Annotated in this window: 14 protein-coding genes; 10 read left to right on the top strand and 4 right to left on the bottom strand. The window is 68.3% G+C overall.

Annotated features, from left to right (window positions below):
- The first annotated feature begins 42 nt into the window (after positions 1-42).
- The 8 genes from lysS to dhaM all read left to right on the top strand — a co-directional run bounded on the left by lysS (position 43) and on the right by dhaM (position 8,623).
- A complete protein-coding gene (gene lysS / locus ACQCSZ_RS19465) occupies positions 43-1,575 on the top strand; it encodes a lysine--tRNA ligase (protein WP_427005307.1) in 1,533 nt (510 codons plus the stop codon).
- Positions 1,576-1,577: 2 nt separating this feature from the next.
- Entirely contained in the window at positions 1,578-1,769 is a 192-nt protein-coding gene (locus ACQCSZ_RS19460) for a hypothetical protein (protein WP_211882067.1), read from the top strand.
- Positions 1,770-1,904: 135 nt separating this feature from the next.
- Entirely contained in the window at positions 1,905-2,231 is a 327-nt protein-coding gene (locus ACQCSZ_RS19455; RefSeq protein WP_211882065.1) for a histone-like nucleoid-structuring protein Lsr2, read from the top strand.
- Positions 2,232-2,499: 268 nt separating this feature from the next.
- On the top strand, positions 2,500-4,992 hold the full coding sequence (locus ACQCSZ_RS19450; RefSeq protein ID WP_427005306.1) for an ATP-dependent Clp protease ATP-binding subunit: 2,493 nt from the start codon (positions 2,500-2,502) through the stop codon (positions 4,990-4,992).
- 163 nt (positions 4,993-5,155) lie between these two features.
- Positions 5,156-5,665, top strand: coding sequence for an amino-acid N-acetyltransferase (locus ACQCSZ_RS19445; protein WP_427005305.1), 510 nt, complete (start codon positions 5,156-5,158; stop codon positions 5,663-5,665).
- Between the two features lie 650 nt (positions 5,666-6,315).
- A complete protein-coding gene (dhaK, locus tag ACQCSZ_RS19440) occupies positions 6,316-7,317 on the top strand; it encodes a dihydroxyacetone kinase subunit DhaK (protein ID WP_427005304.1) in 1,002 nt (333 codons plus the stop codon).
- Between the two features lie 2 nt (positions 7,318-7,319).
- Positions 7,320-7,946, top strand: coding sequence for a dihydroxyacetone kinase subunit DhaL (gene dhaL, locus ACQCSZ_RS19435; RefSeq protein ID WP_427005303.1), 627 nt, complete (start codon positions 7,320-7,322; stop codon positions 7,944-7,946).
- Positions 7,943-8,623 carry a dihydroxyacetone kinase phosphoryl donor subunit DhaM gene (gene dhaM, locus ACQCSZ_RS19430; RefSeq protein ID WP_427005302.1) on the top strand — a complete coding sequence of 227 codons (681 nt, stop codon included), beginning with the start codon at positions 7,943-7,945 and terminating at the stop codon, positions 8,621-8,623. Before dhaL ends, dhaM begins: the two co-directional genes overlap by 4 nt.
- Before the next feature lie 35 nt (positions 8,624-8,658).
- Here dhaM and ACQCSZ_RS19425 read toward each other — a convergent pair whose 3' ends face one another.
- The 3 genes from ACQCSZ_RS19425 to ACQCSZ_RS19415 form a co-directional block, all read right to left on the bottom strand.
- Positions 8,659-9,285, bottom strand: coding sequence for a DUF4386 family protein (locus ACQCSZ_RS19425; RefSeq protein WP_427008394.1), 627 nt, complete (start codon positions 9,283-9,285; stop codon positions 8,659-8,661).
- A 122-nt stretch (positions 9,286-9,407) separates the two neighbouring features.
- A complete protein-coding gene (locus ACQCSZ_RS19420) occupies positions 9,408-9,917 on the bottom strand; it encodes a hypothetical protein (RefSeq protein WP_427005301.1) in 510 nt (169 codons plus the stop codon).
- Between the two features lie 45 nt (positions 9,918-9,962).
- Positions 9,963-10,799 carry an A/G-specific adenine glycosylase gene (locus tag ACQCSZ_RS19415; RefSeq protein WP_427008393.1) on the bottom strand — a complete coding sequence of 279 codons (837 nt, stop codon included), beginning with the start codon at positions 10,797-10,799 and terminating at the stop codon, positions 9,963-9,965.
- 283 nt (positions 10,800-11,082) lie between these two features.
- On the opposite strand from ACQCSZ_RS19415, the gene ACQCSZ_RS19410 reads away from it, so the two are divergent.
- On the top strand, positions 11,083-11,811 hold the full coding sequence (locus ACQCSZ_RS19410) for a hypothetical protein (RefSeq protein ID WP_427005300.1): 729 nt from the start codon (positions 11,083-11,085) through the stop codon (positions 11,809-11,811).
- A 99-nt stretch (positions 11,812-11,910) separates the two neighbouring features.
- On the opposite strand, the gene disA is transcribed toward ACQCSZ_RS19410, so the two are convergent.
- Positions 11,911-12,987, bottom strand: coding sequence for a DNA integrity scanning diadenylate cyclase DisA (gene disA / locus ACQCSZ_RS19405; protein ID WP_427005299.1), 1,077 nt, complete (start codon positions 12,985-12,987; stop codon positions 11,911-11,913).
- Positions 12,988-13,322: 335 nt separating this feature from the next.
- Between disA and ACQCSZ_RS19400 the strand changes: the two genes are divergently transcribed.
- Positions 13,323-14,936 carry a peptide chain release factor 3 gene (locus tag ACQCSZ_RS19400; protein WP_427005298.1) on the top strand — a complete coding sequence of 538 codons (1,614 nt, stop codon included), beginning with the start codon at positions 13,323-13,325 and terminating at the stop codon, positions 14,934-14,936.
- Positions 14,937-14,944 lie beyond the last annotated feature (8 nt).

Genomic DNA, 14,944 nt, shown 5'->3' with positions numbered 1-14,944 from the left:
CGGGAACCTGTGCGGGCGGAACTCCCGGTAAACTTGGGGATTGTGACTTCCCAAAACATCCCCGCCCCGAACACCGCCGCCGAGCCGGCCGACGCCAGCGAACAGATGCGCATCCGGATGGAGAAGCGCGCCAGGCTGATCGAGCGCGGCATCGAGGCGTATCCGGTGGGGGTCGGGCGCACCCATTCGCTGGGTGAGATCCGCGAAAAGTACGCCCACCTCCAGGCCGACGAGACCACCGGCGACGTGGTCGGCGTGACCGGGCGCATCGTGTTCATCCGGAATACCGGCAAGCTCTGCTTCGTCACCCTCCAGGAGGGCGGCGTCGACGGCAAGGCCGTCCGCCTGCAGGCCATGCTGAGCCTGGCCAACATCGGCGAGGAAGCCCTCGCGGACTGGAAGGCCCTCGTGGACCTGGGCGACCACGTCTTCGTCAAGGGTGAAGTCATCTCCTCACGGCGCGGGGAGCTGTCCGTCATGGCCGAATCCTGGTCGATGGCGTCGAAGGCGCTGCGCCCGCTGCCGACGCTGCACGCCGAACTCAACGAGGAAACCCGGGTCCGCCAGCGCTACGCGGACCTCATGGTCCGTGACGAGGCCCGCGAAATGGTCTACACCCGGGCCGCGGTCACCCGTTCCATCCGCGAGACCCTGCACCGCCAGGGCTACGTCGAGGTGGAAACCCCGATGCTGCAGCTGGTCCACGGCGGCGCCACGGCCCGGCCCTTCGAGACCCACATGAACGCCTTCGACCAGAAGATGACGCTGCGCATCGCCACCGAGCTGTACCTCAAGCGCACCGTGGTCGGCGGGATCGACCGCGTCTACGACATGGGCCGGGTGTTCCGCAACGAGGGCGTCGACTCGACCCACAGCCCCGAATTCACCACCCTGGAAAGCTACGAGGCCTGGGCCGACCAGTTCGTCATGGCCGACCGGATCAAGGAGATCATCCTTGACGCCGCGGACGCCGCCGGCGTGGGCCGGGTCCTGCAGACCGAGGCCGGGGAGATCACCCTCGACGGCGACTGGGCCTGGCTGGCCGTGTACCCGGGACTTTCCGACTTCGTGGGCCAGGAAGTCACCCCCGACACTCCGGTTTCCGAGCTGCTGGCGCTCGCCGCCAAGCACGAGGTCAAGGTCGACGCCAATTGGGAAGCCGAGAAGCTCGTGGTCGAACTCTTCGGTGAACTCGTCGAGCCGACGCTGCAGAACCCCACCTTCGTCTACGACTACCCCCCGTCCGCCCAGCCGCTGGCCCGCCAGCACCGCGAGGACGACCGGCTGATCGAAGCCTGGGACCTGATCATCGGCGGCATGGAGCGGGGAACGGCCTTCTCCGAACTGATCGACCCGGTCATCCAGCGTGAACGCCTCACCGAGCAGTCCCGCCGCTCCGCCGCAGGCGATGTCGAGGCCATGCAGTTGGATGAGGACTTTCTCCGTGCGCTGGAATACGGTGCCCCGCCAATGGGCGGGATCGGCCTTGGCATCGACCGGCTGGTAATGCTCTTTACCGGCGCAGGAATCCGCGAGACCATCCTATTTCCCCTGCTGAAGCCCGAAGGACACTGATCGTGGACTACATCGCCGTATTGCTGCCGTCCGTCGTCGTCGGCCTTATATTCTGGTTCGCGATGAAATCGATTTTCAATGCGGACAAATCGGAGCGCCAGGCCGAAGCCCGCGCGCAGGCGGAAGCCGCAAAGCGTGCGCAGGGGCAGGATGCCGGCCCGGCGGACGGGCATTCCGCCGGGAATAGCAAATAGCGGCGGACTAATCCGGCCTTTGGTTTTCCTTTGGCCGGATTTTTCCACTTTGACGCGGTGCCGTAAAGCAGAGGATACTTTTTACAGATACATCCTGCTTTTTTAGATACTCGTCCTATTGGAAAGAGGGCCTTTATGGCACAGAAAGTTAAAATCATCCTTGTGGATGATCTGGATGGGGGATCCGCGGACGAAACTGTCCGGTTTGGCCTTGACGGCGTCGGTTATGAAATCGACCTGTCATCCGGCAATGCGTCAGAACTCCGCTCTGCAGTCGAGCGGTTTGTCGCCCACGCACGCAAGACATCGGGGGGCCGCCCCACGCGGACCAAAATCTCGAGCGGACGGAACCAGGACTCCGCACAGATCCGTCAGTGGGCCCGTGACAACGGCTACGCAGTCAACAGCCGCGGCCGGATCCAGGCTGAAATCCAGGAGGCCTACCACAAGGCCAATTCCTAAGCCGGACCGGCGCCCTGCCGACGGCGGTGCCCCGCCAGCCCTGCCGGAAGTGCCCCCGCCATCCCGGCGGGGGCACTTGCCGTATGCGCGGCAAAGCGGGCGCCCTCCGCACTCCCCCGGTTAAGGCCAGGCCGGGCCGCCGGGGCCGGCTTCCGAGGCGCTGTGCGTCGGCGCGGATGAGCCACGGTTTCCCCTGTGGCGAACAAACCCCAAATCTGGAACCGGGCCACGTAGCATCAAAGTACGTCGTAGCTAGGAGTGTGGCGAAATGTTTGAGCGATTCACGGACCGTGCCCGTCGCGTAGTTGTGCTTGCCCAAGAAGAGGCACGCATGCTGAACCACAATTACATTGGTACCGAACACATCCTCTTGGGTCTGATCCATGAGGGTGAAGGTGTTGCCGCCAAAGCCCTTGAGTCCTTGAGCATTTCGCTCGACGGCGTCCGCGAGCAGGTACAGGAGATCATCGGCCAGGGCCAGCAGGCCCCGTCCGGGCACATCCCCTTCACGCCGCGTGCCAAGAAGGTGCTGGAGCTCTCGCTGCGCGAGGCCCTGCAGCTGGGACACAACTACATCGGAACCGAGCACATCCTGCTCGGCCTCATCCGCGAGGGTGAAGGTGTGGCCGCCCAGGTGCTGGTCAAGCTCGGCGCGGACCTGGGCCGCGTCCGCAACCAGGTCATCCAGCTGCTCTCCGGCTACCAGGGCAAGGAAGCCACCGGCGCCGGCGTCGGCCCGGGACAGCCCGAAGGCACTCCCGCCGGTTCGGTCGTCCTGGACCAGTTCGGCCGCAACCTGACCCAGGCCGCGCGTGAGAACAAGCTGGATCCCGTCATCGGGCGCGAATCCGAAATGGAACGCGTCATGCAGGTCCTGTCCCGCCGCACCAAGAACAACCCTGTGCTGATCGGCGAGCCCGGCGTCGGCAAGACCGCCGTCGTCGAAGGCCTGGCCCAGGCGATCGTCCGCGGCGACGTGCCCGAGACCATCAAGGACAAGCAGCTGTACACGCTGGACCTCGGGTCCCTCGTGGCCGGATCCCGCTACCGCGGTGACTTCGAAGAGCGCCTCAAGAAGGTCCTCAAGGAGATCCGCACCCGCGGCGACATCATCCTGTTCATCGATGAGATCCACACCCTCGTCGGTGCCGGAGCCGCCGAAGGCGCCATCGATGCGGCCTCGATCCTGAAGCCCATGCTGGCCCGCGGCGAGCTGCAGACCATCGGTGCGACCACGCTGGATGAATACCGCAAGCACATCGAGAAGGATGCCGCCCTGGAACGCCGCTTCCAGCCGATCCAGGTCAAGGAGCCCTCCGTCGCGCACGCGATCGAGATCCTCAAGGGCCTGCGCGACCGGTACGAGGCGCACCACCGCGTCACCATCACCGACGGCGCCCTCGCCTCGGCGGCGGCCCTGTCCGAACGCTACATCTCGGACCGTTTCCTGCCGGACAAGGCGATCGACCTGATCGACGAGGCCGGTGCCCGGTTGCGGATCCGCCGGATGACGGCCCCGCCGGAGCTCAAGGTCATGGACGAGAAAATCGCCGCCATGAAGCTGGAGAAGGAATCCGCGATCGACGCGCAGGACTTCGAAGGCGCCGCGGCGCTGCGCGACAAGGAGCAGAAGCTCATTGCCGAGCGCGCCGAGAAGGAACGCCAGTGGAAGACCGGCGGCATGGACGACATCTCCGAAGTCGATGAGGATCTCATCGCCGAGGTGCTGGCGAACTCCACCGGCATTCCGGTCTTCAAGCTCACCGAGGAGGAGTCCTCGCGCCTGCTGAAGATGGAAGACGAGCTGCACAAGCGCGTCGTCGGCCAGGACGAGGCCATCCGCGCCCTGTCCCAGGCCATCCGGCGCACCCGTGCCGGCCTGAAGGACCCCAAGCGTCCGGGCGGTTCGTTCATCTTCGCCGGCCCCACCGGCGTCGGCAAGACCGAGCTGGCCAAGGCCCTGGCCGAGTTCCTGTTCGGTGAAGAAGACGCCCTGATCACCCTGGACATGTCCGAGTACTCGGAGAAGCACACGGTGTCGCGGCTCTTCGGCGCCCCTCCGGGCTACGTGGGCTACGAGGAAGGCGGACAGCTGACCGAGAAGGTCCGGCGCCGTCCGTTCTCCGTGGTGCTCTTCGACGAGGTGGAGAAGGCGCACGCAGACCTGTTCAACTCGCTGCTGCAGATCCTGGAGGACGGCCGCCTGACCGACTCCCAGGGCCGCGTGGTGGACTTCAAGAACACCGTGATCATCATGACCACCAACCTCGGCACCCGGGACATCTCCAAGAGCGTGGCCACCGGCTTCCAGTCCGGCACGGACACGCAGACCGGCTACAACCGGATGCGCGCCCGCGTCACGGAGGAACTCAAGCAGCACTTCCGTCCCGAGTTCCTGAACCGTGTCGATGACGTTGTGGTGTTCCCGCAGCTGACCCAGGACGAGATCATCGAGATCGTGGACATGTTCGTGGGCCGGCTGGAGAAGCGGCTCAAGGACAAGGACATGGGCATCGAGCTCACCACCGCGGCCAAGGTGCTCCTGGCAACCCGCGGCTACGATCCCGCGATGGGCGCCCGGCCGCTGCGCCGCACCATCCAGCGCGAGATCGAGGACCAGCTCTCCGAGAAGATCCTCTTCGGCGAGCTGCACGGCGGCGACATCGTGGTGGTGGATGTGGACGGCGAAGGCGACGACGCCAAGTTCACCTTCGCCGGCAACGCCAAGCCGCGTATCCCGGAGATCGCCCCGAGCGTCTAGGCAGCAAGTCCAAAGGCCCCGTTTTCCCGCAAGGGAAGGCGGGGCCTTTGCCTTGCCCAACTGGCTCGCAATTGTTGTCGTTTTGGACGCTCAAAACGACAACAATTGCGAGCCAGTTGGGGCCGGGCAAGGGTGCAGCAGGGCGCCGCCGTAAGATTGGGCTGTGACTGAGACCATCCGCATCCGCCCTGCCCGCACCAGCGACGTGGCGTCCATCAAGTCGCTGGTGGCTCCGCTGGCCGATCAGCGGATCCTCATGGCGAAGGAGACCGTGGCGTACTACGAAAGCCTGCAGGAGTTCCGGATCGCCGAATCCGTCGACGGCGAGGTGATCGGCTGCGGCGCTCTTCACGTCATGTGGGAGGACCTGGCCGAGGTGCGTACCCTCGCGGCAGCGTCGTCGTGGCGCGGCAAGGGAGTGGGGCACGTGCTCGTCGAGCGGCTGCTGGAGGATGCCAGAGAGCTGGGGGTCTCCCGCGTGTTCTGCCTGACGTTCGAAGTGGGGTTCTTCAAGAAGCACGGCTTCGAAGTCATGGCGGACCAGACTGCAGTGGATCAGGAGGTTTATTCGGAGCTGCTGCGCTCGCATGACGAGGGCGTCGCCGAGTTCCTGGACCTGGCCCGGGTGAAGCCCAACACCCTGGGCAATACCAGGATGATCAAGGCCCTGTAGCCGGGCCGCGGCCCGGCTGTGGCCCGGCTGCGGCCGGAGACGGGGACCGGACCGGTCCGGGGCTTCCGTTCACTAAATTTGGTGGATAAACTGATCCCGGCCCAGGGGGTGGGCCGCCATCTTCCGGAGGCAGAAAATGCACCAAGACGTGATTTTTCCAGGTTTCTCCGCATTCCACACGACCGGCGCCGTTGCGCCTGCGGCACCCGGCCAGGCCGGCAGCGGCCAGGCCGGCAGCGGCCCGGCCGGCACCAGCACGGAGGGCGGGGCCGCCGAAGCCCAGACGGCCGCCGGCACCCGGCGCCCGGGCCCAACAGGAACAGGCCCAACAGGAACGTGCCCGGCAGGAACAGGCCCAGCAGGAACGGGCCCAGCAGGAACGGGCGCTGCCCGGTTGAACACGCCGCCGTTTTCGTGGCTGTGCGGCGACGCGTGGCCGGACTTCCCACGGCGGGCGGACAAGCAGCCCTGACGAACGCCGTCGGCAGCCACGCCGTCGGCAGCCAGGCCGGCAGCGAAACCGGCGGAACTGCGGTTTCCGCAGTATCCCGGGTCCGCCCCAGCCGTTCGAAAACCGGCGCCTATCACTGGCAGGGCCCCGGTAGTAGGGTCTAACCAAGCAGCCAGGACACCATCCAGGGAGCACCGCCATGAAGAAGCTCATCAACGATCCCCGTGCCGTGGTCGACGAGTCAGTCGAGGGGTTCGGGCTCGCCCATGCCGACCTCGTGACCGTCTTCGCGGACCCGAACTACATCGTCCGCAAGGATGCGCCGGTGGCAGGCAAAGTGGGCCTCGTCTCGGGCGGCGGCAGCGGCCACGAGCCGTTGCATGGCGGCTATGTGGGCGTGGGCATGCTCGACGCCGCCGTGCCGGGCGCCGTGTTCACCTCGCCCACCCCGGACCAGATCCTTCCGGCCACGCTCGCCGTCAACTCAGGCGCCGGCGTGGTGCATATCGTGAAGAACTACACCGGCGACGTGCTCAACTTCGAGACCGCGGCGGAACTTGCACAGGCCGAAGGCGTGGAGGTCCGCACGGTCCTCGTCAACGACGACGTCGCCGTGCAGGACTCGCTGTACACCGCCGGGCGCCGCGGCGTGGGCGGCACGGTCCTGGTGGAGAAGATCGCCGGGGCGGCGGCCGAGCGCGGCGACAGCCTTGACGCGGTCGCCGCCATCGGCGACCGCGTCAACCAGAACGTGCGCAGCATGGGCGTGGCCCTGACCGCCTGCACGGTCCCGCACGCGGGCGTGCCCAGCTTTGAGCTGGAGGAAAACGAGATCGAGATCGGCATCGGCATCCATGGCGAGCCCGGCCGGCACCGCATCCCGATGGAAAACGCCGACGGCATCACGGACCGCCTGCTGGACCCGGTGGTCAGCGATCTCGGCGTCGCCTCCGGAGACCAGGTGCTCCTCTTCGTGAACGGCATGGGCGGCACCCCGCTGAGCGAGCTGTACATCGTCTACCGCAGGGCCGCCCAGGTGCTGGCCGAAAAGGGCGTCACCGTGGCCCGCTCGCTCGTGGGCAACTACATCACGTCCCTTGAGATGCAGGGCTGCTCCATCACCGTCCTGCGCCTCGACGAGGAGATGACGGCGCTCTGGGATGCGCCCGTCCACACGCCGGCCCTGCGCTGGGGCGTCTGAGCATGGGCCTCGACGTCAACTGGGCGGTGCGCTGGCTCACGCGCTCCGCCCAGGCCATGGCGGATCACCGGGTGGAGCTCATTGACCTGGACCGGCCGATCGGGGATTCCGATCATGGCGAGAACATGGACCGCGGTTTCAGGGCCGTGATGGACAAACTCGCCGAGTCGCCGCCGGAAACCCCCGCGGCGGCGCTGAAGCTGACGGCCATGACCCTGATGTCCAAGGTGGGCGGGGCCGCCGGCCCGCTGTACGGGACGGCTTTCCTGCGGGCATCCACCGCTCTCGGAGACCAGGCCGACGTCGACGCCGCCACGCTGGTGGCGGCCCTGCGGGCGGCCCGCGACGGCATCGTTGCCCGCGGGAAGGCCGAATCCGGGGACAAGACGATGGTGGACGCCTGGACGCCGGCGGTTGAGGCCGCCGCCGCTGCCGCCGGGGACGGCGACGCCCACGCGGTGCTGCTGGCCGCGGCGGAGGCGGCCGAGGCCGGCGCCGTGTCCACCGATCCGATGCTCGCCCGGAAGGGACGCGCCAGCTACCTGGGGGAGCGCAGCATCGGCCACCGGGACCCGGGCGCCGTCTCCAGCGCGCTGATCCTGCGCGCCGCGGCCGGAGCCGCCGAATGAGCGTCCGGCTCGTCGTCGTTTCCCACAGCGGGAAGATCGCCGAGGGCGCCGTCGAGCTGGCCGCCCAGATGGCGCCCGACGTGCTGATCCTCCCGGCAGGAGGCACCGACGACGGCCGGATCGGCACGAGCCTGGAGAAGGTCATGGCGGCGCTGGAACAGGCGGCCGGCGACGGTTCTGATGGGGTTGTTGTGCTGACGGACCTCGGCTCGGCGGTGATGACCGCGGAATCAGCGCTGGAGTTCGCGGCGGATCCGGAGTCGGTGCTGCTGGCCGACGCGCCGCTCGTGGAGGGCCTCGTCGCCGCAGCCGTCGCGGCGCAGGCCGGGGCCGACGCGCGGGCGGTGAAGGAAGCCGCCGAAGCCGTCTACCGGCCCCCGGCTGCGCCCGAAGCGCCCGCCCGCGGGCATCAGCAGCCGCCGGACGCCACCGCGGACTTCGAAATCGTGAACCAGGCCGGAATGCACGCCCGGCCGGCGGCCAAGATTGCCGGCGGCCTGTCCGGGATGGATGTCGACGTGTCCATCAACGGCGCCGACGGCGCGTCGATGACCGAACTCATGATGCTCGGCGCGCCCAAGGGCACGGTGCTGCATGTCCAGGCCAGCGGACCGGACGCCGCGAAGGCCATGCGGTATCTCGGCGGCCTGGTCGAATCGGGCTTCGGCGAACCCTGAGGCCGGAATTCCAGGACAGGTCACGGCAGGACAGGTCACGGCAACAGGGTTGCCGCAGGGTCCGGCGCCCGCCGGTCCTGGCGCACCGGGCTCCACGCGATCCAGCCGCCGGCCACCGCCATGACCAGGGCCCCGGCGGTCTGGGTGGGCAGGCTGCTTCCCGTCGTGGCCTGCCCCAGCACCACGCCCAGGACGTAGAACAGTACGACGCCGGCCAGCCAGGCTGCGCCGGCCCAGCGCGGCAGCGTGTGGGAGCCCCAGACCGCGGTGCCCAGCAGGACGTTGCCGACGAACGCCAGCAGGAGCCCGAGCAGGAAGGAGCCCTGCATGGCGGCCGGAAACTCCAGTGCCATGACGTCCCGGTTCCCGTCCAGGTAGGCCCTCCCGACCGCCGGCAACGTGAAGGTGGAGATGGCCGCCGGCACCAGCAGCAAGGCGGAACCGGCGACGGACATGACCATGGCCGCCAGCGCCAGGCGCCCCACCCGGCTGTTGGCCAGGAAGCAGCCGAGGGCGAAGACGCCGAAGATCGCAAGGACGGTGCCCGCCGTGCTGCCGAACAGGTGGCTGGTCAGGTAGGAGTCCGCGCTGACAAACCTTGCCCAGGCGTCCGGATCCCTGACCTGGTCGGGCTGGGGCTCGAGCGTGGCCCAGGCTGTGATCAGGCTGTGATCAGGCTGTGATCAGGCTGTGATCAGGCCCGAGACGGCCAGCGCCCACAGTCCCGCGTGGATCCAGCGGGTGATGTTCCGTGCGTTCATCGGGCTGTCCTGTTCTGCCGCGCCTAATCCGCCTGCCGAAGGCCGTTTGCATCCAGCACGAGGCCGGCGGTGATGAACCGGCCGCACTTCTCGCCGAAGGGGTAGGCCACCCGCGGCGTGAACGTGAGCGTCCGGACCGGCAGCGGGAGGCCGCTGGCATCCGTTCCCATGGACGTCGCCTCGATGCTGTCGCCGGTCAGGACATCAAGCATCAGCATACCCCTGACCGTGCCGTCAGGGGAAGAGCTTGCCGAACAGGGCCGGTCGCCGCCGTTGGGGCCGGGTTCACAGCCCTGGTCGACGGTTGTGCTTCCGGGGAAGAGCCCAAGGTCAGCCTCCGCGCAGCGGCCGGCCTGGCATGCCTTGAGGTGGACGGACTTCACCGAAGCCGCATACTCCTTCGCCACGGTCAGCGCGACCAGGGGCGCCTGTGCGATCGCGGGGCAGACCGTCTCGGCCTGGCACCCGCTCGCCAGGAGCGCACCGGTGAGCGCAAAACCGGTCAGGGCCACGGTTGCCGCGAACTTGCGCATGCTCCAGCGTAGGGCCGGAGGCGCGGGCCGCCAAGGGAGCCGGAGTCAGGAAGGGAGCCGGAGGCCGCCGGGGTGGAGCTCAGCCAGGCCATCGCTGAGCAGGCCGGCCAGGGCGCGTTCCAGCTGCTCGGGAGCCGAGTTGAGCCGGTGCAAGGCGGCGAGGGGAATGCCGATCCCGTCCGGCTCGAAGCCGAGGTCAGCGGGGGCCCGCCGGAACAGTTCCGGCTCCACCGGCGCGTCGGCCAGCCGGAGCACAGCCATCACGGCGCCGCGCACCTGGCGGTCCGTTCCGTGCCAGGACTGTCCCTTGGGCGTGTAGGTGGGCGGCGGCTCGCCGGCCGCGAGCCAGGCGCAGGAACCGCGCACCGGGCATTGCCCGCACTTCGGCGCCCGCGCCGTGCACACGAGCGCCCCCAGCTCCATGACGGCGGCGTTCCACCGCACCGACTCGCCGACGTCGTCCGGGAGAACCTGCGCCGCCAGCCGCATTTCCGCGGCGGTCAGGGCAGGCGACGGCAAGGCGGCGCCGGAGAGCAGGCGGGCATGGACCCGGCGGATATTGGTGTCCACCACCGTTGCACGGCGGCCGAAAGCGAACGCGGCAACGGCCGCAGCCGTGTAGCTGCCCACGCCTGGAAGCCCGAGGAGCTCCGCAGCACTGCCGGGCACCTCGCCGTCATGGTCCTTGACGAGGGCGACGGCGGCCGCGTGCAGCCGCAGCGCCCGCCGGGGGTAGCCCAGCCGCCCCCAGGAGCGGACGGCCTCCCCGGCGGCCTCCCGGGCCAGCCCTGCCGGCTCCGGCCAGCGCCGCAGCCACTCCTCCCACACGGGCAGGACCCGGACCACCGGGGTCTGCTGGAGCATGATCTCGCTGACCAGCACACCCCAGGGAGTGCAGTCCGCGGCCCGCCACGGAAGCTCCCGGGCGTTGGATTCGAACCAGCCGGCCAGCGCTTGGTGGAGGGCTGCCAGCGGCAGCCCGGCGGGTGCGGGGGCGGGTGTGCGGGCGGGGGCGGGTGCGGGAAGGTTCTGCGGGTGCGCGGCAGCACGGACGGCGGGGGAGTCGGCTAGAGCTTTGATGCAAGTAAGCGTAGTAGATGAGAGCCACAGTCCGCCTGCGGCGTGGGAGGGCCCCATACCCGGCGCGGTTCTCTAGCCTAGGAGAATGGGCAGGCAAGACAATTCAGGAACCCGAGGTTCCCGGCCGAAGGTTTCCGGCGGCGGACAAAACGCGCGGAAACCCGGGCGGGAGCCTGCACGAAAACCGCTCAGCCCCGTATTCCGCCGCCGCCGGCTGTTCGTGGGCGCCGCCCTGCTGCTGGTGATCGCCGTCGCCGTCGGCGGCTTCATTGCTGTCTCCAGCGCCATCACCGGCGGCCAGCCTTCCACGGACCCGGGCGGCTCCGCCGGCGCGAGCGGGCAGGCTGCTCCCTCGGACGCGGCTTCACCGCCGTCCACGGCACCCACCGCCTCGGCGACCCCTGCTTCGACCCCTACGGCCAGCAGTTGCGAGCAGAATCTGGTGACGGTGACGGCCGCCACGGACAAGGCCGCCTACGCGGCGGACGAGAAGCCGTTGCTGAGCCTGAAGGTCACGAACGGCAATAAGGTGCCGTGCGAGGTGAACATGGGAACGTCACAGATGGAGTTCCTCATCATCAGCGGATCGGACCGGATCTTCTCGTCCCAGGACTGCCAGACGGACAGCACGGACCTGGTGAAGACCATCGCGCCGGGCCAGACCGAGACGGCGAACTTCCCGTGGCTGCGCAACCGCACCGTGCAGGGCTGCGCCCTTATCGGGGCCAGGCCCGGCTCCGGCGGCTCCTATTACGTCTTCACGGCCAGGCTGGCGAGCAAGACGAGCGCCAAGGCCGTGTTCCAGCTCAACTGAGTCCCCTCGATTGCTCCGTAACTGCCCTTTTGAGGGCCCAAAACGGCAGTTGCGGAGCAATGGACGGGTTTCAGGGCGACGGGTTTCCGGGCGACGGAGTCAGAGGAACCTGTCCAGGAGGCTGGCCTCGGCCATCCGGCTCAGGCCCTCGCGGACCGTCCGGGCGCGCTGGTCGCCGATCCCGTCCACGGTCATGAGGTCATCGATCGTCGCGGCCATCAGGAACTGCAGGCCGCCGAAGTGGTCCACGAGCCGGTCGGCAACGGCCTTGGGCACGGCCTTGAGGCCGGAGAGCAGGCGGTAGCCGCGCGGCTGGACGACGGCGTCGAGGTTCGCCTCGCCGCCGGCGAAGCCGACGATCCCGGAGATCCTGCCAAGATCGATCAGTTCGGTGGGGCCCAGGCTCACGAGTGCCTTGACCGCGTTCTCGATGTCCTCGGCGGAGGCGGCCGGGCCTGAGTAGTCGCGGATGATCACATCACTGCCGGGGCCGCGGCCTGCAGTCAGCTCGTCCAGCTGCAGGGAAAGCAGGCGCCCGTCTTCGCCGAGTTCGAGCACATACTGTGAGATCTCCTCGGAAATCCGGCGCACCATTTCCTGGCGCTGCAGCGTCACGGCGACGTCGCGGACGGTCACCATGGCCTCGATTTCCAGGGCGGAGAGCGAGCTGGTCACCTGGTCCAGGCGCGAGCGGTAGCGTTCCAGGGTGGCCAGGGCCTGGTTGGCGCGGGCCAGGACCTTCTCGGAGCCCTCCAGGACGTGCCTGAGCCCGTTGACGTAAAGGGCGATGATCTGCATCGACTGGCTGACGGAGATGACCGGGACCCCGGTCTGGATGGCCACGCGCTCCGCGGTCCGGTGCCGGGTGCCGGACTCCTGGGTTTCGATGCTGGAGTCCGGGACCAGCTGCACGGCCGCCCGCAGGATATTGCTGGCATCCTTGTCACAGATGATCGCGCCGTCCATTTTCGCCAGTTCCCGCAGGCGGGTGGGGGAGAAGTCGATCCCGATCTCGAAGCCGCCGGAACAGATGGATTCGATGGTCCGGTCTATGCCCAGGACGATCAGGGCGCCGGTGCGCCCGCGGAGGATGCGCTCGAGGCCGTCGCGGAGGGCCGTGCCCGGCGCTACCCTGCCCAGAGTCGCCTTGAGTGAATCTTCAGGGCTCCGAGCCATGGTTTTCCCTTCAAAGGTGCAGGCTCCAGCCTGCAGGTACGCCGGTTCCGAGGATTTCCGGCAGGATCAAAAGTACTCGGTTTCCCGTCCTCCCCATAGTAGAGGCAAAGCGGTGCGCCAACCGCACAGGCAAGCCTCAAAGTGCTCCATTGCGACGCGTCCGGAAGTGCCTCCGGAATGGCCCGCGCGGCGGTCTCCCGGGACGGGACTTTCGGCCCTCCGCACGGCCGGTTGGCGTCCTGCGATAAACTGGAAGCCTTGGGTGTTCCCCGGCCTTCCGCCTGGCCCGGACCCGGACAGCGACCATCTCCCCAGCCCGCAGCGAAAGTAGCACCGTGTCTCAAGAAGTCCTCAGCCCCGCCCGAGTCCATGAGATTCACAAGCAGGCGGCCCGGCGTCGGACTTTCGCTGTCATTTCCCACCCTGACGCGGGCAAATCCACCCTCACAGAGGCCCTGGCACTGCATGCCAAGGTGATCGGCACCGCCGGCGCCTCCAGCGGCAAGGCCAACCGCAAGGAAACGATCTCCGACTGGATGCAGATGGAAAAGGACCGCGGCATTTCCATCAGCTCGGCCGCGCTGCAGTTCGCCTACCGGGACACCGTCATCAACCTGCTGGACACCCCCGGCCACGCGGACTTCTCCGAGGACACCTACCGGGTGCTGGCCGCCGTCGACTGCGCGGTGATGCTCGTGGACGCCGCCAAGGGCCTGGAAACCCAGACCATGAAGCTCTTCGAGGTCTGCAAGCAGCGGAACCTGCCCATCATCACCGTGATCAACAAGTGGGACCGCCCGGGCCTGGACGCCCTGGCGCTCATGGACGAGATCACCGAGCGCACCGGCCTCCAGCCGATGCCGCTGACCTGGGCCGTGGGCATCTCCGGCGACTTCCGCGGCGTGTGGGACCTCCGCAACGACCGCTTCGCCAAGTTCCAGCGCAACAACTCCGGCGCCAACATCGCCATCACCGAGTACTTCACCCCGGAGCAGGCCGCGGCCAGCCAGGGCGGCGACTGGACCAACGCGGTGGACGAGGCCGGGCTGGTCGTCGAATCCAACCTCGGGTTCGACGTCGACGCCTTCCACGCCGGCAAGGCCACCCCGATCCTGTTCAGCTCCGCCGCCCTGAACTTCGGCGTGAAGGAAATCCTCGACGCCCTCGTGGACTTCGCCCCGCCCGCCGCGCCCCGGCCCGACGTCGACGGCGCACCGCGCCCCGTCGACGCGCCCTTCGCCGGGTTCGTCTTCAAGGTCCAGGCCGGCATGAACAAGGCCCACCGCGACCACGTCGCCTTCATCCGCGTCTGCTCCGGCATCTTCGAGCGCGGCATGGTGGTGACGCAGGGCAGGACCGGGAAGTCGTTCGCCACGAAGTACGCCCAGCAGGTCTTCGGCCGGGAACGCGAGGTCATCGACGAGGCATTCCCCGGCGACGTCGTGGGGCTCGTGAATGCTTCCTCGCTGCGGGTGGGCGACAGCCTGTTCCTGGCCGAGCCGGTGGAGTTCCCCGCCATCCCGCTGTTCGCCCCGGAGCACTTCCAGGTGGCGCGGTCCAAGGACCCCAGCCGCTTCAAGCAGTTCCGCCGCGGCATCGAACAGCTCGAACACGAGGGCGTCATCCAGGTCCTCCGCTCCGACATCCGCGGCGACCAGGCCCCCGTGCTGGCCGCCGTCGGCCCCATGCAGTTCGAGGTCGTGGAGGACCGCATGGCGCACGATTTCAGCGCGCCGATGCGGCTGGAACGGCTGCCGTATTCGCTCGCCCGGATTTCGACGGCGGATGCCATGCCTGCGCTGGCCAACGTCCCCGGCGCCGAGGTGCTGCTGCGTTCCGACGGCGAGTACCTGGCCCTGTTCAACGACGTCTGGGCGCTGCGCCGGATCGAGAAAAACCATCCGGACCTGACTCTGGTGCCGATCGGCACGCACAACCCCGCCAAGTAGCGCCGCGG

It is taken from the genome of Pseudarthrobacter sp. H2 (assembly GCF_050157045.1).
GTDB lineage: Bacteria > Actinomycetota > Actinomycetes > Actinomycetales > Micrococcaceae > Arthrobacter.
The sequence above is the reverse complement of the archived record's forward strand: the minus strand, read 5'-3'. Positions and strand labels throughout refer to the sequence as shown.